19 protein-coding genes, 2 rRNA genes and 2 pseudogenes are annotated in these 21,031 nt (G+C 40.1%); 3 read left to right on the forward strand and 20 right to left on the reverse strand.

What is annotated here, in order from left to right:
- Window positions 1-46: 46 nt before the first annotated feature.
- The 13 genes from CZ490_RS09920 to CZ490_RS09980 all read right to left on the reverse strand — a co-directional run bounded on the left by CZ490_RS09920 (window position 47) and on the right by CZ490_RS09980 (window position 8,688).
- On the reverse strand, window positions 47-643 hold the full coding sequence (locus CZ490_RS09920) for a SpoIIIAH-like family protein (protein ID WP_077618749.1): 597 nt from the start codon (window positions 641-643) through the stop codon (window positions 47-49).
- Between the two features lies 1 nt (window position 644).
- On the reverse strand, window positions 645-1,319 hold the full coding sequence (gene spoIIIAG / locus CZ490_RS09925) for a stage III sporulation protein AG (protein ID WP_077618750.1): 675 nt from the start codon (window positions 1,317-1,319) through the stop codon (window positions 645-647).
- 3 nt (window positions 1,320-1,322) lie between these two features.
- Window positions 1,323-1,913, reverse strand: coding sequence for a stage III sporulation protein AF (spoIIIAF, locus tag CZ490_RS09930; protein ID WP_234987303.1), 591 nt, complete (start codon window positions 1,911-1,913; stop codon window positions 1,323-1,325).
- A gap of 86 nt (window positions 1,914-1,999) precedes the next feature.
- Entirely contained in the window at window positions 2,000-3,196 is a 1,197-nt protein-coding gene (gene spoIIIAE, locus CZ490_RS09935) for a stage III sporulation protein AE (protein WP_234987214.1), read from the reverse strand.
- 24 nt (window positions 3,197-3,220) lie between these two features.
- Window positions 3,221-3,610, reverse strand: coding sequence for a stage III sporulation protein AD (gene spoIIIAD, locus CZ490_RS09940; protein ID WP_077618753.1), 390 nt, complete (start codon window positions 3,608-3,610; stop codon window positions 3,221-3,223).
- 14 nt (window positions 3,611-3,624) lie between these two features.
- A complete protein-coding gene (spoIIIAC, locus tag CZ490_RS09945) occupies window positions 3,625-3,831 on the reverse strand; it encodes a stage III sporulation protein AC (RefSeq protein WP_010284588.1) in 207 nt (68 codons plus the stop codon).
- A gap of 15 nt (window positions 3,832-3,846) precedes the next feature.
- Window positions 3,847-4,362, reverse strand: coding sequence for a stage III sporulation protein SpoIIIAB (spoIIIAB, locus tag CZ490_RS09950; RefSeq protein WP_077618754.1), 516 nt, complete (start codon window positions 4,360-4,362; stop codon window positions 3,847-3,849).
- Window positions 4,363-5,286, reverse strand: a complete 924-nt coding sequence (gene spoIIIAA, locus CZ490_RS09955) for a stage III sporulation protein AA (RefSeq protein ID WP_077618755.1) — start codon at window positions 5,284-5,286, stop codon at window positions 4,363-4,365.
- A gap of 84 nt (window positions 5,287-5,370) precedes the next feature.
- On the reverse strand, window positions 5,371-5,652 hold the full coding sequence (locus CZ490_RS09960) for a YqhV family protein (protein ID WP_077618756.1): 282 nt from the start codon (window positions 5,650-5,652) through the stop codon (window positions 5,371-5,373).
- 347 nt (window positions 5,653-5,999) lie between these two features.
- Window positions 6,000-6,557, reverse strand: a complete 558-nt coding sequence (gene efp, locus CZ490_RS09965; protein ID WP_077618757.1) for an elongation factor P — start codon at window positions 6,555-6,557, stop codon at window positions 6,000-6,002.
- A gap of 39 nt (window positions 6,558-6,596) precedes the next feature.
- Window positions 6,597-7,658: a M24 family metallopeptidase gene (locus CZ490_RS09970; RefSeq protein WP_077618758.1), complete on the reverse strand. Its 1,062-nt coding sequence runs from the start codon at window positions 7,656-7,658 to the stop codon at window positions 6,597-6,599.
- Entirely contained in the window at window positions 7,651-8,100 is a 450-nt protein-coding gene (gene aroQ, locus CZ490_RS09975; RefSeq protein WP_077618759.1) for a type II 3-dehydroquinate dehydratase, read from the reverse strand. The genes CZ490_RS09970 and aroQ overlap by 8 nt, the downstream gene beginning before the upstream one ends.
- Before the next feature lie 66 nt (window positions 8,101-8,166).
- Complete coding sequence (locus tag CZ490_RS09980) at window positions 8,167-8,688, reverse strand: YqhR family membrane protein (protein ID WP_234987215.1); 522 nt, start codon at window positions 8,686-8,688, stop codon at window positions 8,167-8,169.
- Window positions 8,689-8,977: 289 nt separating this feature from the next.
- On the opposite strand from CZ490_RS09980, the gene CZ490_RS09985 reads away from it, so the two are divergent.
- Window positions 8,978-9,385, forward strand: a complete 408-nt coding sequence (locus CZ490_RS09985; RefSeq protein ID WP_077618761.1) for an SA1362 family protein — start codon at window positions 8,978-8,980, stop codon at window positions 9,383-9,385.
- A 54-nt stretch (window positions 9,386-9,439) separates the two neighbouring features.
- On the opposite strand, the gene CZ490_RS09990 is transcribed toward CZ490_RS09985, so the two are convergent.
- The 4 genes and pseudogenes from CZ490_RS09990 to CZ490_RS10005 all read right to left on the reverse strand — a co-directional run bounded on the left by CZ490_RS09990 (window position 9,440) and on the right by CZ490_RS10005 (window position 14,443).
- Window positions 9,440-10,324: a patatin-like phospholipase family protein gene (locus tag CZ490_RS09990; RefSeq protein ID WP_077618762.1), complete on the reverse strand. Its 885-nt coding sequence runs from the start codon at window positions 10,322-10,324 to the stop codon at window positions 9,440-9,442.
- Between the two features lie 124 nt (window positions 10,325-10,448).
- Window positions 10,449-11,576, reverse strand: a pseudogene (locus tag CZ490_RS09995) (vitamin B12-dependent ribonucleotide reductase); the annotation flags it as partial.
- 253 nt (window positions 11,577-11,829) lie between these two features.
- Window positions 11,830-13,266 (reverse strand): annotated as a pseudogene (locus CZ490_RS10000) (vitamin B12-dependent ribonucleotide reductase); the annotation flags it as partial.
- Window positions 13,267-13,606: 340 nt separating this feature from the next.
- Window positions 13,607-14,443, reverse strand: coding sequence for a lipoate--protein ligase family protein (locus CZ490_RS10005; protein WP_077618765.1), 837 nt, complete (start codon window positions 14,441-14,443; stop codon window positions 13,607-13,609).
- 155 nt (window positions 14,444-14,598) lie between these two features.
- Here CZ490_RS10005 and CZ490_RS10010 point away from each other — a divergent pair, with 155 nt between their 5' ends.
- Together CZ490_RS10010 and CZ490_RS10015 are read left to right on the forward strand one after the other, a co-directional pair.
- Entirely contained in the window at window positions 14,599-14,970 is a 372-nt protein-coding gene (locus CZ490_RS10010; RefSeq protein ID WP_077618766.1) for a rhodanese-like domain-containing protein, read from the forward strand.
- A 46-nt stretch (window positions 14,971-15,016) separates the two neighbouring features.
- Window positions 15,017-15,850: a hypothetical protein gene (locus CZ490_RS10015; RefSeq protein ID WP_077618767.1), complete on the forward strand. Its 834-nt coding sequence runs from the start codon at window positions 15,017-15,019 to the stop codon at window positions 15,848-15,850.
- 48 nt (window positions 15,851-15,898) lie between these two features.
- Here CZ490_RS10015 and CZ490_RS10020 read toward each other — a convergent pair whose 3' ends face one another.
- The 3 genes from CZ490_RS10020 to CZ490_RS10030 all read right to left on the reverse strand — a co-directional run bounded on the left by CZ490_RS10020 (window position 15,899) and on the right by CZ490_RS10030 (window position 20,767).
- Window positions 15,899-17,386: a GGDEF domain-containing protein gene (locus tag CZ490_RS10020; RefSeq protein WP_077618768.1), complete on the reverse strand. Its 1,488-nt coding sequence runs from the start codon at window positions 17,384-17,386 to the stop codon at window positions 15,899-15,901.
- Window positions 17,387-17,664: 278 nt separating this feature from the next.
- A 5S ribosomal RNA gene (gene rrf, locus CZ490_RS10025) occupies window positions 17,665-17,780 on the reverse strand.
- Window positions 17,781-17,836: 56 nt separating this feature from the next.
- Window positions 17,837-20,767 (reverse strand): 23S ribosomal RNA (locus CZ490_RS10030).
- Between the last annotated feature and the right edge of the window lie 264 nt (window positions 20,768-21,031).

The raw sequence follows: 21,031 nt of genomic DNA on the forward strand, positions 1-21,031 counted from the left end.
TAAATGACAAATAAAAGCACGGCATTATGCCGTGCTTAACAATCTATTACTTTTCTTTTTCACCAGTTAATTCAAACTCTACCGCTACATTCTGAAGCTCTCCTAATTCACTACGAACAAGACGTAAGATTTCATTTGCAGCTTGTTTAGAGCTTTCCACCGATTTAACAGTAATCTTAATTTTGTCACCCTCTACGCGAACTAACGCATCCTCGTAATTATTTCCTTTAATTAACATCTCAATGATTCTTTCTTTAGTTTCAATGTCATCAAGCTTCTTTAGCTCATCATATGCTTTTAACTTTTGATCTGCTGTTAGTTCTGTAGAAGCTGTTTGAGATTCTAGGTTGCTTCTTAATTTACTGCGATGCTCATCAATTTCTAGTCGTAATGCAGCGAACATATCATCATCGGAAACAGAAGAAATCACATTGCCTTCTTCATCTTCTTCGACAGTTACACTAGCACCATCCTTATTTTCAGTGGCTGTTTCCACATTTTCCTTCGAAGTATCTTCCTGCTCTTCCTGCTCAACAGCAGCCATATTCGGATTGTTTTCAGGAGTAGTAATATAATAGACTGACAATACAACTACCAAGCTTAACATTGTTAATAACCATACCGTTTGCTTTTTCAATAACATTTTATGAATCCCCCTTCGTTTTCCTTGGTACAACTGCAACTTTATGATTTGGAACATCAAATCCCTTTGTAACAGCTTCAACTACCATTTGTTTTATTTTGGCGTTCTCAACACCTTTTGCGACGATTAAAACACTTCGAATCTCAGGCTTTTCAATTTTCAAGACAATTGGTGTTTCAGAATCGCCACTACGGATGATGACAACTTGTTCATCTTTAGTTAAATCCTCGACTTGCCGCTTCCCACCATCCCGATCCTCCTCATTTGTGAGTTGACTTTGAGTGACGGTGTTTTTTTCCAGTATCTTTGTTTCCGTAGCATCTACACTAACAGAAACAATCACATCTTCTACCCCAGCAATGGCTTCTAATGACTCTTTAAGCTCATTCTCATAACGATCCTCGTATTTAGAAATTGCATTATTCAGATCGTCATCCTTTTGCCCTCCAAATGTTGGTTCATCCTTGCTAACTACTTCAGTTGAAGAAGAAGCTGGCAAGACTGAAGATGGTGTATCACCTGTGAACAGGTTACTTATTAACATAAAGGCTATTCCAACTGCTAATAAAAGTAAGAAATATTGGTTTTTTTTGTTTCCTTTTTTATCTGGTGGATCATCTTTGGATCCGGAGAACATCCCTTTGATTGTATTTAAAATTCCTTTGTCCTTATCCATTTACTACTCTTTCCCCCCTTCCACAGTGACTACGATTTTTTCTGGGTCCATTTCCCATCTAGTAGATAATGATTTTGTGATTGTTTTGACGTTGGTTTGATCGACGTCTTTAGCTATTGGTTCATTCTGTTTGGAGGTATCAATCTCTACTGGTTTCACTACTGGGACATCATCAGGCTCGGCTGTCTCCTTTGATAACACCACCTCGATTGACTGAATGTCATCCAAGAATTCATCCAGAGTAACAGTCTCCTTAACGTCGACTGCACTTGAAAGGAACACATTTACCTTTTGAACATTTAAATCATATTCGTTTTGCACCAACTCCTCTTCCACTTCAGATTCCAATTGGACAGCCATTGTTTCTAAAATATATGCACGTTGTGAGGCTTGTATTTCTTTTTTCTTCAAATCTATTAAATTTTCTAGATTTTTTTCATCTTGAACAGGTTTTAGATTGATATTTAACAAGGCTTGGTCCAAATCTGTTTTAAAAAGTGAGAACAACGGAGTTAAGATAATCATGATTAGTAGTAGCCCTGTCACCATTTTTACGTATTTGCGCATACTTGAACTTGGAAGAAGCATGTCCACAATGGTCGCAAGCAAAATAAATAAGATAATATTTGTTACCCATTCAGCAATAAAACTCAGATGTCCTCACCTCCAAGACCTTTTGTCTACCTGACCATTAACGTCAGATTTCCTGCCGCGATAATAACCGTGATACTAAGGAAAAACATCAAGGATACAATCGCTAATGCAGCAAAAATATAAACAACACTCTTACTGATAATATCTAAGCAAGCAATTACTGGACCTCCGCCTAAAGGCTGTAGTAATGCGGCTGCCAGTTTGTAGATGATTGCAAGTGACAACACTTTAATAGCAGGAAACACCGCAATCAACAAAAGGATAACGACTCCAAAGATTCCTACCGTGTTTTTTAAAATCACTGAGGCACTTATTACGGTATCAGTCGCATCTGTAAACATTCGCCCGATCACTGGGATAAAATTCCCGGTAATAAATTTTGCAGTCCGAATCGTGATACCATCTGCAACAGCAGTTGTTGTACCTTGGACGGATATAACGCCCAAGAAGATAGTTAGAAACACCCCAATGATGCCAATACTCACATTTCGGAGTAACTGAGCAAGCTGTGTCACCTTGTACTGCTCACTCAAGGTACTAACAATACTCAATAATGCGGACATAAATAACAGGGGTAAGACGATATATTGAATGAGCAGCCCGCTCGTGTTCATTAAAAATAAGATCAGTGGATGGAAAAAAGCAGCAGATGCAATTCCACCTGATGATGCTACTAATGCGAGTAATAATGGAACAAGTGCTAATATAAAATTAATCATCGTTTGGATGGCCTCCTCGGTGTACATGATAGCAACCCGGAAGCTATTTAGGGCGATGATGATTAACACCATGTAGACAATCGAGTAGGCGACCTTACTCACGGTACTTTTTTCAAATGAATTTTGTAGTGTTTGTAAAAACATACTGAAAATCGTAAGCATGATCAGAGTACTAAGCAGCTTTCCATTTGTAATTAACTCGTGGAACACGAATTTGACGAGCCCTAGCATCCATTCCTTTAATGACAGCTCTTTTTCTCCGCGGATGAATTCTAGTAAACTGCCTTTCTGGCTATCAGGTAAATAGCCTCCATACTCCGTAACAATTTCATCCCAGAATTGTTTTATTTCATCAATGCCGAGGGATTCTAGTTGTTCCTCAACCTGTTCATGAATTTGATTGTCGATGACTTCCTGTTGTGAGGGTGAGGCTTGTACAAATTGAGGTAAAGAAAAAAAGAAAAGCAATAAAACAAGAAAAGAAAAGGCTTTGCTACCGGTCACGCCAACCACCCCCTTGAAACTCATTTAACTAGGAATGAGTCCAATGATTGTTTCTATTAAAACTGTTAATATTGGTATCGCCATTGCTAGGATTAAAATTTTTCCCCCGAGTTCAATCTTTGAGGCTATCGACCCTTGACCTGCATCTTTTGTAATTTGCGCTCCAAATTCGGCAATATATGCAATCCCAATGATCTTAAGAATTGTTTCTACATAGACTGTGTTCACATTTGAGTTTATCGCTACCTTCTCAAGCATCCGAATGATGTCTGCTATTTCCCCTACTAAAAAGAGGAAAATAACACAGCCGATAAACACAACTAACATAAAGGCAAAAGTTGGTTTTTGTTCTTTTACAATGAGTGCTAGAAAGGTCCCGATTAAACCTAATCCAACAATTTGTATAATCTCAATCGCTCATCCCCTCCTTAACCCTGAAAGAGGAACACGGCTTTTATCTTTTTAAACAGGTCCTCAACTATTGTTGCAACCATAAACAAGATGTATATAAAGCCCAATAAGGTTACCCACTGGGCGTATTCCTTTTTACCCATCTGATCTAGGATTGTATGGAGAAAGGCAACCACAATTCCTACACCGGCTATTTGAAAAATTATATTAACATCCACTCCCATTTGCTTTCTCTCCCCCTAAATCAATAAAATGACTACTAATAAACCTGACAAAAAGCCAAGGCTTTTCACCATTTTTTCATAACGCATTTGTCTATCTTTTGCTTCACTTTCTTCTCGTTCTAGATGGGTAATAGCCAGTAAAATATGCTTTTGTTGTGAGGTTCTGTCATGCTGCCCAAGCGTTTCACCGAATTGCTGTAAAATTTCTATCTCTCCTTGGTGGAAAGCTGTTAGCTTGGACACCTCTTTCAGGCTCTCATCCCAGGCTACTTTAACACTGACCTCACCTGTTTGAAGCTTATTTGCGAAGCCTTCAAAAAAATAAGAAACCGGTTTAGGAATTTGTCTTGCAAGATGGGTTGCAACATCTATCAATGGAACATGTCCATACATTATTTCTGCTTCTAATGACTGTAGGGCTGTTTTCAACATCCTTAGTTGTCGAGGCCTTTCACTTAAACGGCGTGCCGCCTCGAATCCAGCCCATGTCGTGCCAAGCAATATAAGAATGGCTCCAATCATTTTTATCATTTACGTCACGCTCACTTTTGGTAAGAGATGCTTTCCATTTGGTCCGAGAATGGCTTTAATCGTTCCGGGTCCTTTTGTACGCGATAGTTCAACGAAACGTTCAATTACTCCTGCATTAATTATTCTCTCAAGGGATGGTCGTTTCGTAAGATCAGATATTTGATGCCCATGAGCAGTTACAATCAAACTAACCCCAGCATTGACAGCCTCCATAATCGCTTGACTATCTTCCTCTCTACCAATTTCATCCACAATTAAGACATCAGGACTCATCGAGCGAATCATCATCATCATTCCTTCAGCCTTTGGACAGGCATCGAGGACATCGACTCTCGGTCCCAAAGTGACTTGTGGAACACCTTTCACACAACCAGCAATTTCTGAACGTTCATCGACAATTCCAACCTTTAGTGCTGGAATTCCTCTTGACTCAATCCCTGAGCTAATCATCCTTGCAAGATCTCGAAGCAATGTTGTTTTTCCTGTTTGCGGCGGACCAATAATAATGGTGTTTTTCCAATACGTATCGAAGAGATAGGGAGCAAGTGGAACAGCTACCCCTATTTTTTGTTTCGCAATCCGAATATTAAACGATGTTACATCTCGAATTGCTTTTACCATTCCATTTTCTGTGATGACTTTACCAGCCAGTCCCACTCGATGACCGCCTTGGATGGTGACATAGCCCCGCTTTAGTTCTTCCTCAAGTGTGTAGATTGAATATTGTCCAAGCTTGTTTAAGAGCTGAATCGCGTCCTCACCTGTGACATGATAGTTATGATAAACAGGGATTCCATTTTCAATGATTTCAAGCGGCCTAGACACCCTGATTCGGATTTCTTCCATTTTTTCAATTCGCTCTTGAGGATACTGGGTAATAAGACTAGCAATTGACTTTGGTAATACATCTACTATCTCTCTCATATAAGAAACTCCTCTTTTACTCTTACTCTCTTATATTTCAATGTATGCTAGCTCGTACACATTATTCCTACTCAATAGATTTCACTATCGGAAGATTCCATACAGTATAAAACCAACGCCGAGTCCGATGAAAAGGAGCTTTGAATACGAAAGCTGATCTGCCAACCCAATGAGTCCAACAGACATCGTCGCAATTAAAATGAGCGGACCAACAATCGCAAGCGATGCATTAACCGCTAACGCTTTTTTCACATCATTAAAAACAAGCATCAATATGGCCGCAGTGATTTCTAAGCATCCGGATACGATTCTCAATCCAGCCATTGTTAAGACAGATGTATCAAACATCGAGAACAATCGTTTCATAGTAGCCTCCACTAAAAAAATTCTTTTGTACAACCTATGCTTGTTCAAGAGTTTTCAGAAGAGGAATTTTTGAGATTTGTTTTTTGTTGTTGAGGTAGGGGGATTGGTCTTTGGATATGTTGGAGGGATACCTTTGGTGAGGATTGTGGTTATCAACTTTAGGATGATGATTATGTGACTTTTGTTGAATGAGGGCGAGTTTGCTTTGAGATATTTCTTGTGGGACATGCTGCTTCTTTTTGGACTCATGCGTGTACCTTGAGATGCTTCTTACCGAACACTCGACTATGTTTTCATGAATATAAAAAAGAACCCACCAAATGATGGGTTCTTAATTCAGATATTCATTATGCACGTGAGATGTATGATCCTTCATCTGTGTTGATGATAAGCACATCACCTTCGTTAATGAAGAAAGGAACTTGTACGGTTAAGCCAGTTTCAAGAGTGGCTGGTTTTGATCCACCAGAAGCTGTGTCACCTTTAATACCTGGTTCAGTTTCAACAACTTTAAGCTCAACTGTATTTGGAAGCTCAACTCCGAGTGTTTCTGCTTGGAACATCATGATATGCACTTCCATGTTTTCTTTTAGGAACTTCAATTCATATTCGATTGCAGAAGCAGGAATTTCAATTTGCTCATAGGATTCGTTATCCATGAATACATGTTGGTCACCACTTGCATATAAATATTGCATTTTGCGGTTTTCAATTTGTGCTTTGGCCACTTTTTCACCCGCACGGAACGTTTTTTCTTGAACAGCACCTGTACGAAGATTACGTAATTTAGAACGTACGAATGCAGCTCCTTTTCCCGGTTTAACGTGTTGGAAATCCATTACTCTCCAAATCCCACCGTCTACTTCGATTGTTAAACCTGTACGAAAATCGTTAACTGAAATCATCTTAAATTTCCTCCTAATCCAATTCCGACAAACCTTTGTCTATAAAATAATTAAATCCTTCTTAGAGAATGTAAGTGATTCATTGCCATTTTCTTTAACAACAACATCGTCCTCAATTCTCACGCCACCTAGTCCTGCTATGTAAATTCCCGGTTCACAGGTTACGATCATTCCTGGTTCAAGAACATTGTCAGAACGGAATGAAAGTGAAGGTTGTTCATGAACTTCCATTCCAAGTCCATGACCTGTCGAATGACCAAAATATTCACCATAGCCCTTTTCAGTAATGTAATCACGAGTTAAGGCATCTGCCTGTATACCTGTAATTCCCGCCTTAATGCCGGCCATACCTCGCAGTTGAGCTTCTAGAACAACATCATAGATGTTCTTAAGTTCATCGCTAGGGTTCCCGACAGCGACGGTACGAGTGATATCTGAACAATATCCTTTATAATAAGCACCGAAATCTAGTGTTACAAAATCACCTTTTTCAATAACCTTATCGCTTGCCACTCCATGTGGTAAGGCAGAGCGATGACCTGAAGCGACAATTGTATCAAATGAAGATGAAACAGCACCTTGTTTTCGCATAAAGAATTCTAGCTCTGTCGATACTGCAATTTCCGTGATACCAGGACGAATCACATCTAGTATATATGTAAAGGCGGCGTCAGCTATCTCTGCTGCTTCCTTTAATATCTTAATCTCTGACTCTGTCTTAATCAAGCGTAACTTTTCAATTGCACCTGATACTGGGACAAGTTCAGCTTGAACTGCTTTGTCATATGCAGTGTATGTTGCAAAAGAAAGGTCCTCTTGCTCGAACCCTAACTTCTTAATTCCCATTTTTTCAGCCTGTTTTGCAACCTCTTCAATGATTGGACCTGAATGTTGAACGATCTCGAATTCCTTAATCTGTTCGTTAGCTTGTTCAACATAGCGAAAATCGGTAATAAAGACTGCTTTTTCTCCAGAAATAAGAGCAACACCGGCTGTCCCAGTAAAATTTGTTATGTATCTTCTGTTGTAACTATTTGTAACCAATAATCCATCAATTCCAAAGCCTGAAAAACCTTCACGTAATTTTGTTAATTTACTCATCTAGATTTCCCCCTAAGTGCTCTAACATTGCCAGCAGAGCAAGTTTATAGCCGTAAACACCTAAACCGACAATTTGGCCAATCGTTACTGGAGCGATGACGGATGTATGACGAAATTCTTCGCGCGTATGGATATTCGAGATATGTATCTCTACTACAGGTACAGTAACTCCAGCGATTGCATCACGAATAGCATAACTATAATGTGTGAAAGCAGCTGGATTCATCACGATTCCATCGTATTTCCCTTCCGCGTCATGAATGGCATCAATAATGGCACCTTCATGATTAGATTGAAAACACTCTAGCAAAGCATTTTGTGTTTCCGCAAATTCCGTCAAACTTCTTTCTACATCAGCAAGACGCACACTCCCGTAGATATGAGGCTCCCTCATCCCGAGTCGATTTAAGTTTGGACCATTAATAAGGAGTATTTTTTTCATATATATTCTCCTTTAAAAATAGAATGTTCAAACAAGAACATTCTATCATAATTAATCCCACATTACCTACTCATTTGCGGAGACGACACGGCGTTGACCCTTCATTTCGTTTTCCTCAAATGAAATGGAATAGCCAATAAACACACCATATAGGATATAAAAGCATAATGTAGTAATAACTGTATTACGTTCTAATTCTGCAACGGTTTTGATGTCTGGAAAAATTGGATTGAACACATAAAATACGAGAAGCCATAGTGCTATTCCAAATCCGGCACCAACCCAAATAGACTGAAACTTTTTTAACAAAGCATAATATAGTAGTGCTACACCAATTGAAATAATACCAATCACAAAAATCCCAATAAACTGACCCAAAACTCGGTTTTTCCAATCACCTAAGATCCATGGTTTTAGTATTAGATTGGGGCTAAGCTCTGTAAAATTAAAAACATACGTAAAATAAGAGAGTAAACTCCAAAAGACACCCCCGAACAAACCTATGACAACGACCTTTCCAATTAAGGACATCTCACCATCTTTTTTGTTTTGTTCAAGTTCTGGATTCTTTTTTTCAGCATCTACCACTGGAAACACCTCCATTTGCTAGTATGTCCTTAATTTTTTCAATCTATTTCGAAAAGATTCATGGAAAAATGTGTAGTATTGGAAGTTACTGGTTAGAATAAAAATGAAAATCAAAATAATAAATTGTTCATAAATGATGTTATTAACATAGAAGGTTTATTCACTTATCTTGTAGAATATATATAACAAAGAGTTTTTTATAATAATCAATTATTTTGATGAGATATGGGGCAACAACGACATGAGTCTATAATACAATAAAAGCAAGAGCTTTCAGGAGGTGTATCTCATGAATCGTCGTAAATCAAATATAGTCGTAATGATTCTACTAGGATTAGGAGTACTTGGATTTGTCTATACTCTTTTCACAAACCCTGGTTCATTACTTGTCCAAGCTGGCATGATTTTTCTATTCGTAGGTATAATCTTTCTACTATATAAATTTGTGATTGGTCGACGAATGGGAGGAAAGGACCATTCCGCTTATCTACGAGCAGCGAAACAGTCCAAGAAACGTTTTAAGGCAGGAAGTCAGAGGAAATCACAGATTATGGGAGTGGGTAATAAGAAGACCACTTCAAACGCAACAAAACGTTCGACTGTATCGTCCATTCATAAAAAGCGAAAAACCAATACAACACACCTGACCGTTATAGAGGGTAAAAAGGGAAAAAAGAAGAATCGCGCATTATTTTAAACTTTATTCAGCACAAGGCTGAATAAAGTTTTTTTAGTTTCTACCTTCCATGTATTAATAACCCCAGGTTCGCAAAAAGGACTCTGTCCGTTTCTTCCCTAATTCAATAAGCTCTAACTTCTTTTCATCTGTTACACCAAATTCAGTCGTCAACCCACTTTCAACTGGAATGAAAATGATGTTCCTTTCATGTCTACGCGAGATATGTCGTGCGTCATGCGCATTTTTCATTGTTTCAAAAAGAGCTCCAAACATATCAATGGCATTGTTCACTTTGTTTTGGGTTTGCTGTTGACTATTTCCTGTAAGTCTAATTCCAAGCACGGGCCGTTTTTTTAGTTTTTGCTCCTCGTCAAATAACCAAATTGGAAAGTTCGATAAAACCCCACCATCCACTACAATCGTGTTTCCTTGATAGTCTTTTAAGCGGACAGGTTCAAAGAAGTAAGGAAGACTACAGCTCATCCGAACTGCTTTTGCGACCGAGAAAGATGCTGGATGGATCCCATATCGCTCTAAATCATCAGGCAATACCATGATTCTTCCATTTGTTAAGTCAGAGGCGATAATTCGTAATCGACCTTGCGGGAGGTTTTGAAAGGTTACAACACCCTTAGCACGAAGCTTTTGATAAATCCATTTTTCTAACATATCCCCTTTGTAGAGTCCAAGGCGCCAATATAGGAGTAGCCATTTTGTTAATGGTGTGTTCAATGGTGTTTTACGTTCATCCAAAAAATCACTGAGGTCTAATTCCTCCATAAGTTTTATAATTTCACTGCTTGTATACCCCACAGATATTAAAGCGGCGATTAAGGAACCCGCACTGGTGCCCGCCAATCTTTTAAAGACTAAACCCTTTGCTTCAATCGCTTGGTAGGCCCCAATTAGAGCGAACCCTTTTATACCACCACCTGAAAAAACGCCATCAATGAACATTCGTACCCCTCCCTATCAATGCCTTACTACATTTTTAATCGCAAAGTATGAGATTTAGTACGCGGGATTTATAAACTGTATGAAAAAAGAAGGAATCACAATGATTCCTTCTTTGGGTGTTAACTTATAGTCCACATTTAAGCTGTGCGTTACAGTTTGTACATGTGTTACATCCACCAAGGTCTTCAACTGTACCTTGACGACAAACCGGACAAGTGTCTCCTACTTCAGAACCGATTGTTACGTCTGTTTGACGTAAATCGATAACAGTATCCATAAGGACTACACGGCTTTGTGGCTTTTCATTTTCTTGTTCTGATACTTCTGCATCTTCAAACGTATTTTCTTCTGCTTTTAAGGTAAGAACTTGTGCGTCACGGCTTCCATCAACGTAAACAGTTCCACCCTTTGCTCCACCTTTGTATAGGCGCTCATATACACCTTCCACTTGAGATACAGTGTATCCTCTTGGTGCGTTAACTGTCTTACTGATAGAGCTGTCAATCCAACGTTGGATGACACATTGTACATCCGCATGTGCTTCTGGTGAAAGTTCCATTGCAGAAACGAACCAGTTCGGTAGGTTGTTTGGATCTGCTTCTGGATGTTGGTCTAAATATTCTTGAACGATATCAGCTTTTACCTCAATAAACTTACCAAGACGTCCACTTCTGAAGTACGAGAAGGAGAAGTATGGTTCTAACCCGGTGGAAACTCCAACCATGGTCCCAGTGCTGCCTGTAGGAGCAACGGTTAGTAAGTGTGAGTTACGAATTCCGTGTTTAATGATTCCTTCTTTAATATCTTCAGGCATTTTTTGCATATATCCAGTATCAATTAAAGCTTCTCTGATACGGTTGCCATCCTCTGGTGAATTTCCTTCTAAGAATGGGAAGCTTCCTTTTTCTTTTGCTAGTTCGATTGAAGCACGGTAAGCAGTTGTAGCGATTGTTTCGAACACTTCGTCAACGAGCTTATTTCCTTCTTCGGAACCATATTCAGTTTCACAGTAGATAAGCAGATCGTGTAATCCCATAACACCGAGACCTACACGGCGCTCACCCAATGCTTGTTTTTTATTTTCTTCAAGGAAGTAAGGAGTTGCATCGATTACGTTGTCCTGCATTCTTACTCCGACTTCAACAGTTTGCTTAAGCTTTTCAAAGTTAACAGTTTTTGACTCTTTATCCACCATTTCAGCTAAGTTAACAGCTGCAAGGTTACAAACACTGTATGGTGCTAGTGGCTGTTCCAATTTTGTTAACGCAAAGGTTTTTTATCCTTTACTTCTTACAGTTCATTTCCTGTAAGGTCAGCATATATTTTCACCTATTAAGGTGCTGCGGCCTCGTGGAAGGATTATATTCTGCTTTTGACAGTTTCACCTTCTATGCGTTGCCCCTGACTAATACTTTCACATTAGCCTTCGGTTCGGATTAGCCTCTCAGCCTTCCCGCTTTATTCCGCAGTTTTTTACGTGAGGCAAACTAAGCCACTACTCGGATACCACACGGATTTGTTGCAACGACTTTTTGACCATAGCTTTGTGCGTTTGTCATGTCGTTAGCATTATCAATGAAGAAAATTCCTGGTTCTGCAGCATACGTTGCACAGATATTGATAAGGTTCCAAAGGTCCTTAGCTTTGATCTTGCGGTAAACACGTACTTTATGACCAAGCTTTTCCCATTCGCGAACGTCTCCAACCTTATGCCATTCTTCATTGTAAATCTTCATTTCTTCTTCATTATAGCTTTCAACGTCAGGAAACTTTAGTTCATAGATTTCATCGTTTTCAACTGCATCCATAAAATCCTTCGTGATACAAACTGATATATTTGCTCCTGTTAAGAACTCAGGATTATGAACACTGTAAGTTCCACCCGTTACTAATTTTTGTTCCGCATCTTTAATAATTTTCTCGCTAAATCCACCGTAACCAGGAATTTGCTTGTAATTCACAATCCCTTGATACATCTGAACTTCTTGTTCTGTGAATGGAGAGAATTTTAATTTTTCTTGTGCGTATTTTTTTATCGTTTCATCTTCTGTATTTTCTATTAAATAACGTAGAATTCTTGGATTTTGCATCTTCGAAATAATGAATTCGATAATATCCGGGTGATCTGACTGAAGCATGATCATCTGAGCTCCCCGTCTGGATCCACCCTGTTCTACAAGATGTGTTAGTTTTGCAATGTCATCAAGCCAAGAAACAGATCCGGATGACTTACCGTTTACACCACGTGCTAGTGTGTTACGTGGACGTAATGTAGAACCGTTCGTTCCTACACCGCCACCACGGCTCATGATTTCCATTACCTGCTTGCGGTGTTCAGAAATACCTTCACGAGAATCCTGAATATACGGCATTACATAACAGTTAAAGTAAGTAACATCCGTTTCCGCACCTGCGCCGTATAGCACACGTCCTGCAGGAATGAAGTTGAGACTCACAAGTTCTTGATAGAATTTATCAAACCATTCCTTGCGCTTTTCCTCTGTTGTCTCAACAGAAGCCAAACCAGTCGCATTTCGCATAGCAATCTGCTCATAGAAGACTTCCAAAGGCTTCTCGATTACATCAAGCGAACGATTGACAATACCTGTCTCTATTTCTTCAGGCTTGTCCAACACACCTCGATACTCTTCATCTACTAGCACCTGTGCTGTCTTCTGCTCCCAATCGATGTCAACGATGAAACCTAAACCACGTGCTGGGAACTTTGGATCTTCTTTGATTGTTAGAACAACAAAGTCGCCCTCTGCAAGAGTAATCTTCTCGGTATCCTTAAACGTATACCTGTCAAGCATTACTAGCCTAGATACACCCTTATGAGTAATCTTCATGTCCTCTGTAACCGGATGGACCTGAGGAAAAAGGCGTATATCCTGGTTCAACCTTTCAACATTAATATTCATTTTTTCTAGCACAACAGTCATTCCCACATCTCCCTTTAAATCTATTAATTACATAATGTGTGTTTTTAATATGATAAAATTAAAGTATCATATATCGTTTTGAAAGACAACATAAAAATCAATATATAGTGTTAAAATAATTTTCGACACCACTATATATTGATTTTTAGATAAACTAAATCTTTTTTGTCAAACTAAAAATAGTATAAGATATAAAGTAAAACAGAGGAAAAACTAGGTAAACTAAATAATTTCCGGTTTTTTGAAGAATTTTGTCGCTTGATTTTTCCCTTATCAGAACAAACCTACTTATACCAAAGACTAGGCATTTTAGCCAAGTAAAAAACGACTAAAAAAGTCGTTATCTCTTGAAATTCCATTCATCATTTTTATATCGTTTCTCTGCAATTTGATGAACATAACTCAATTCTTCATCAGTCAATTGATATGGTTCCAGCACAATATTTAGTCCTTCCTCAAAGCCTTCTTTAAAGGCCAGCTTAGCTTCCTCAATGGTTACAGGTAATTCCCTTAGTGCATTTATGGCAACTGCCTTATTTTTAAAATTACGTTGCATTCTTTCCCGTACACGTTCACTAGGATATTTAAATAGATCAAATAATTTATCCTCATCTATATCTAGTAGGATAGAACCATGCTGAAGAATAACACCCTTCTGTCTGGTTTGAGCACTTCCAGCTACCTTTCTACCTTCAACAACTAGTTCGTACCAAGATGGAGCATCGAAACACACAGCTGAACGCGGATTCTTTAGCCCTTCTCTTTCCTCAGCCGTTTTTGGAACTGCAAAATAAGCATCAAGCCCTAATTTTCGGAATCCCTGTAACACACCTTCAGAAATAACTCGATAAGCCTCAGTAACTGTTTGTGGCATTTCAGGATGCTCTTCCGAAACAATAACACTATAGGTAAGCTCTTGATCATGTAATACGCCTCTCCCACCCGTTGGGCGACGAACAAATCCAAGGCCATATTTTTTTACCGCTTCTAAATTTATTTCCTTTTCTACCTTTTGAAAATATCCAACTGAAAGAGTTGGTGGATTCCAGCCATAAAAACGGATTGTTGGCGGGATCTTCCCCTCACTATTCCAATCAAGCAATGCTTCATCTAAGGCCATATTAAACGCTGGCGAACAATTGCCTGAATCAATAAATCTCCATACCTCTTTTCCCATAACAAACCCTCTTTGTTCAAAAAATTAGATGCCTTCATTAGTCTATCAGAACGGGTTTGAAATGCAAAATCAAATACTCCAGAGAATTCCTTTGATTCTTTTAAGTCACACGAATATAATAGAAAATGAGAGACAGAAAAAGGAGTAGATAGATTTTGGAAATACTTTTAATTATTTTAGGTGCAATCATCGCATACGGAATCATCACTTTCTTCTACCAACGAAAAATAATGAAGGTATTAACGGAAGAACAGTTTCGTGAAGGTTATCGTAAAGCACAATTAATTGACGTCCGTGAACCAAACGAATTTGATGGGGGTCACATTCTCGGAGCGCGTAATATACCTTTATCACAGATGAAACAACGATTAACAGAAATTAGACCTGATAAACCAGTCTACCTATACTGCCAAAACACTGTCCGTAGTGGACGTGCAGCTCAGTTGTTACGTAGAAAGGGCTACAAAGACCTTTACCAACTAAAAGGCGGATTCAAGAAATGGTCAGGTAAAATAAAGAAAAAATAACCTATTCCATAACCGGAATAGGTTTTTTCAACTCGAGGTGATATACGTGCACATTGCAAAAGGTTTGTATCATACAATATACCACCCTAGACTTATCATGATCCCACTCATCGTAAACGTCATTCTGACCTTTTTAGGAGTAGTTGCCGTTTACTTCAATTTCAACATGTTCTCCTTTCATCGTTCAGATTTACATATACCTTATGGGATTGTATCTCCAGAGGAAATCTACTTACTATTGCAGATACCATCTAGCAATAAATGGATTCTAACTAGCATTGCAACTGTGCTAATCATACTGATAAAAAGCTATGCTCTCAGTATGTATCTCGGTTCTATGAAATGCTTTCTAGAAGGACCAGATAATACATACTCTATCCTAAAGATTGCACCTTATTATTTTGAAAGAATGGTACAATTTTCGATAATTGAGTTTCTAGTTAGTTGCATAATCTTGCTGTTAACTCAAGTTTATTGGCCCATAGCGATACTAATGATGGTAATTGCGCTACTTTACTCGCTGACGCCATACATTCTTGTCTTGGAAGACACTTCAATTTGGAATGCCCTTAGAAAGTCACCAACACACTGTTTTCAAAACATTGGAACTCTATTTACCATTGCAGTAACCTCTTTGGTAGTACTAATTTTGATTACAAAACTACCACTAACCGATTATAAAATGGCGTACTACTTGATTACACTTATAACCAGCTTCATTGGCACCAGTATGATATTTGCAGTTATGAGCTGTTTACATGAAAACTTTTACAGATTTACCCTTCCAGCAAAAAGAGTGAAAAAATCAAGAAAGCTATTCCCTCCACTATGGATTGTAGCCCTTCTTTTGCCTATACTTGGAGCCTTGTTGCTCTCATAATGAACAGAGGGAGAACAATATTCGTTCTCCCTAACGTACTCTTACTACCTAGCCCATTTTTAATTCATGATTCTTTGTAAAGATATGATATTGGTTTTTCCCTTTATTCTTTGATGAATAGAGGGCATAATCTGCTTTTCTGTATAACAATTCCGGGTCATCTCCATGTTCTGGAGTAAGTGCGATTCCAATACTTGCGGAGATGATTCCATCGACTTTTTCTATATGTTTCACAGCTTCTTTTATTCTCTCAATTACGCTTTCAGCAATATACGTAACTTCCTCCCTGTTCGTAGAAGGCATTATCAGGACAAATTCATCTCCGCCTAATCTAATTGCTATGTCCTCTTTACGAATGACCGATTGAATATTTTGGGCTACCTGTTTTAATAATTGATCCCCCACCGTGTGACCAAATGTATCATTCACTAATTTAAAGTCATCTAAATCAATAATCATTAAAGCAAGTGTACTTTTATTCTCCGCAATTTTATCTTCTAAAATTTCATTAAATGCGGCTCTATTCTTCAAACCGGTTAAGCTATCATGAAACGCTAAATGCATAGGCTTAGAAATCCAGTTCGAAATGATAAACGAGATAATAGTTGCTCCGAGCAAGACGATTGAAAATTGAACAACATACAGTTTGTAATTATTATGTAAAAGAGACTGTAACTCCTTTTGATTGTAAGCAATTTCTATCACTTTTGACTTTGTAGAACCTAGGTCATATGCTGAAGTATACGGAACATAGCGATAAAGGACTCGTTCATTACCCAACTTACACGTAATTTCAAACTGTTGCCCCGATTGCAGTGTTTTCTCAAAAGCAGCTCTTCTATCTTTTGATAGCCCTACCTTATTAATAGGTTCTCCCAATGAAAAACCACCAATATTTAATATATTCACTTCATCGATAGACGAATACTTCTCCTCTAACTCATGTTTTACTTGCAAAAAATTATATTCATTAAATATAGTCCCATCTTGTAAAGAATATCCCAACTCAATTACGAACTTTTTATCTGGCGTTGCCATATAGCTATATTTCTTGATTTCACCTGTTTTCTGCTCGATATCTAAACCATCAGAGAAGAATTCTCCTGAATTTCGCCTATCCTCAATAATTTTTGCTAGTTTTCCACAGCAAACTGTAAAATCAAGACCTACATCTTCGATAAAACTACTATGCGTAATTTCGTTATTTTCGTTGATTATGTAAATATCAAAACCTATTAACTTCTTAAGCTCATCAAAATCCCAATTATCAAAGTATGGATTTTCCTCATAAAGGTCGATTAAATATTTGCTACTTGACTCCATCTTTTTCGAAGTATCTTGATCAAAAAAGTAGTATGCTTTTTCAATATTTTTGATAGACTGTACAATGGATTCTTCGATTTGCTTTACTTGAAATTGGTTGTTATCTATTGCTTGTTCTCTTAGTCTAAGATAATCAACAGTCGTATTAACTAAAGATATCACAACTGCAAAAACGATCATGACGATTGTTAACTTTAACCTAATTCGAACCATTTGTGTACACCTCACATGATGCCTATCTATTAAAATTCGTAAATGCTAAACCTATGATAAACAAATAGGTATTTATACCTATTAAAAATCTATTATATACCTATTGTTACAATTATCAACAGATTTTTGGCTATACTAACATTTACACTATTGTCATAGTGTTAATTATTACTAAGTAAGCTTGATACAATCTACTATATTTATACCTTCTTTAGAAATCTCGAAAAGATTCAGTTCCAGCACAAAAAAAGACCAACCCTAAGGTTGATCTTTTACTTGCCTAGCGACGTCCTACTCTCACAGGGACAAAGTCCCAACTACCATCGGCGCTGAGAAGCTTAACTTCCGTGTTCGGTATGGGAACGGGTGTGACCTTCTCGCCATCGCCACTAGACTATTTATGAAGGATTCATTCCTTCAAAACTAGATAACGTACGCACATTCATTTATTTGGTTAAGTCCTCGATCGATTAGTATCAGTCAGCTGCACATGTCACCATGCTTCCACCTCTGACCTATCAACCTCGTCATCTTCGAGGGATCTTACTAGTTTAACACTATGGGAAATCTCATCTTGAGGGGGGCTTCATGCTTAGATGCTTTCAGCACTTATCCCTTCCACACATAGCTACCCAGCTATGCCCTTGGCAGGACAACTGGTACACCAGCGGTGTGTCCATCCCGGTCCTCTCGTACTAAGGACAGCTCCTCTCAAATTTCCTACGCCCACGACGGATAGGGACCGAACTGTCTCACGACGTTCTGAACCCAGCTCGCGTACCGCTTTAATGGGCGAACAGCCCAACCCTTGGGACCGACTACAGCCCCAGGATGCGATGAGCCGACATCGAGGTGCCAAACCTCCCCGTCGATGTGGACTCTTGGGGGAGATAAGCCTGTTATCCCCGGGGTAGCTTTTATCCGTTGAGCGATGGCCCTTCCATGCGGAACCACCGGATCACTAAGCCCGACTTTCGTCCCTGCTCGACTTGTAGGTCTCGCAGTCAAGCTCCCTTGTGCCTTTACACTCTACGAATGATTTCCAACCATTCTGAGGGAACCTTTGGGCGCCTCCGTTACTTTTTAGGAGGCGACCGCCCCAGTCAAACTGCCCACCTGACACTGTCTCCAAGGCCGATAAGGCCTTCGGGTTAGAATTTCAATACAGCCAGGGTAGTATCCCACCAATGCCTCCACCGAAGCTGGCGCTCCGGCTTCCAAGGCTCCTACCTATCCTGTACAAGCTGTACCAAAATTCAATATCAGGCTGCAGTAAAGCTCCACGGGGTCTTTCCGTCCTGTCGCGGGTAACCTGCATCTTCACAGGTACTATAATTTCACCGAGTCTCTCGTTGAGACAGTGCCCAGATCGTTACACCTTTCGTGCGGGTCAGAACTTACCTGACAAGGAATTTCGCTACCTTAGGACCGTTATAGTTACGGCCGCCGTTTACTGGGGCTTCGATTCAGAGCTTCGCTTGCGCTAACCCCTCCTCTTAACCTTCCAGCACCGGGCAGGTGTCAGCCCCTATACTTCGCCTTGCGGCTTCGCAGAGACCTGTGTTTTTGCTAAACAGTCGCCTGGGCCTATTCACTGCGGCTTTTCAGGGCTATTCACCCTAAAAAGCACCCCTTCTCCCGAAGTTACGGGGTCATTTTGCCGAGTTCCTTAACGAGAGTTCTCTCGATCACCTTAGGATTCTCTCCTCGCCTACCTGTGTCGGTTTGCGGTACGGGCACCATTTACCTCGCTAGAAGCTTTTCTTGGCAGTGTGGAATCAGGAACTTCGGTACTATATTTCCCTCGCCATCACAGCTCAACCTTATGGTAAGCGGATTTGCCTACTTACCAGTCTAACTGCTTGGACGCGCATATCCAACAGCGCGCTTACCCTATCCTCCTGCGTCCCTCCATTGCTCAAACGGTAAAGAGGTGGTACAGGAATATCAACCTGTTGTCCATCGCCTACGCTTTTCAGCCTCGGCTTAGGTCCCGACTAACCCTGAGCGGACGAGCCTTCCTCAGGAAACCTTAGGCATTCGGTGGAGGGGATTCTCACCCCTCTTTCGCTACTCATACCGGCATTCTCACTTCTAAGCGCTCCACCAGTCCTTACGGTCTGACTTCGCTGCACTTAGAACGCTCTCCTACCATTGTTCGTAAGAACAATCCACAGCTTCGGTGATACGTTTAGCCCCGGTACATTTTCGGCGCAGAGTCACTCGACCAGTGAGCTATTACGCACTCTTTAAATGGTGGCTGCTTCTAAGCCAACATCCTGGTTGTCTAAGCAACTCCACATCCTTTTCCACTTAACGTATACTTTGGGACCTTAGCTGGTGGTCTGGGCTGTTTCCCTCTTGACTACGGATCTTATCACTCGCAGTCTGACTCCCGAGAATCAAGTCTTTGGCATTCGGAGTTTGACTGAATTCGGTAACCCGATGAGGGCCCCTAGTCCAATCAGTGCTCTACCTCCAAGACTCTAACTCGAGGCTAGCCCTAAAGCTATTTCGGAGAGAACCAGCTATCTCCAGGTTCGATTGGAATTTCTCCGCTACCCACACCTCATCCCCGCACTTTTCAACGTGCGTGGGTTCGGGCCTCCATTCAGTGTTACCTGAACTTCACCCTGGACATGGGTAGATCACCTGGTTTCGGGTCTACGACCACGTACTATTTCGCCCTATTCAGACTCGCTTTCGCTGCGGCTCCGTCTCTTCAACTTAACCTTGCACGGGATCGTAACTCGCCGGTTCATTCTACAAAAGGCACGCCATCACACATAAATGTGCTTTGACTACTTGTAGGCACACGGTTTCAGGTTCTCTTTCACTCCCCTTCCGGGGTGCTTTTCACCTTTCCCTCACGGTACTGGTTCACTATCGGTCACTAGGGAGTATTTAGCCTTGGGAGATGGTCCTCCCAGCTTCCGACGGGATTTCACGTGTCCCGCCGTACTCAGGATCCACTCAAGAGAGAACGAAGTTTCGACTACAGGGTTGTTACCTTCTCTGACGGACCTTTCCAGGTCGCTTCGTCTACTCCGTTCTTTTGTAACTCCGTATAGAGTGTCCTACAACCCCAAGAGGCAAGCCTCTTGGTTTGGGCTATCTTCCGTTTCGCTCGCCGCTACTCAGGAAATCGCGTTTGCTTTCTCTTCCTCCGGGTACTAAGATGTTTCAGTTCCCCGGGTCTACCTTCTCTTACCCTATGTATTCAGGTAAGGATACTGCCCCATTACGAGCAGTGGGTTTCCCCATTCGGAAATCTTCGGATCAATGCTTACTTACAGCTCCCCGAAGCATATCGGTGTTAGTACCGTCCTTCATCGGCTCCTAGTGCCAAGGCATCCACCGTGCGCCCTTATTAACTTAACCTGTTCGGCTTCGATAAGCGGCGGATTTCTTCGTCACCTCATTCGTCAGCATCCTCACGTACCTTAAGTACGCTCCGGTGCTTCCTCACTCGGTTCCTCGAACTCCTTGCTTCTCGTGCGCCTAAAGTTGTTAAAAGAACTTTTACTACTTCAATGAATGTTTTGTTACGTTATCTAGTTTTCAAGGAACGACTTTGAGAGAAAAAGCACTCTCAAAACTGACCACAATACAAAGCGTCTTTTTATGAAGTTCGTAGAACTTCAG

The organism is Litchfieldia sinesaloumensis (assembly GCF_900156865.1).
Taxonomy (GTDB): Bacteria; Bacillota; Bacilli; order Bacillales; family Bacillaceae_L; genus Ferdinandcohnia; species Ferdinandcohnia sinesaloumensis.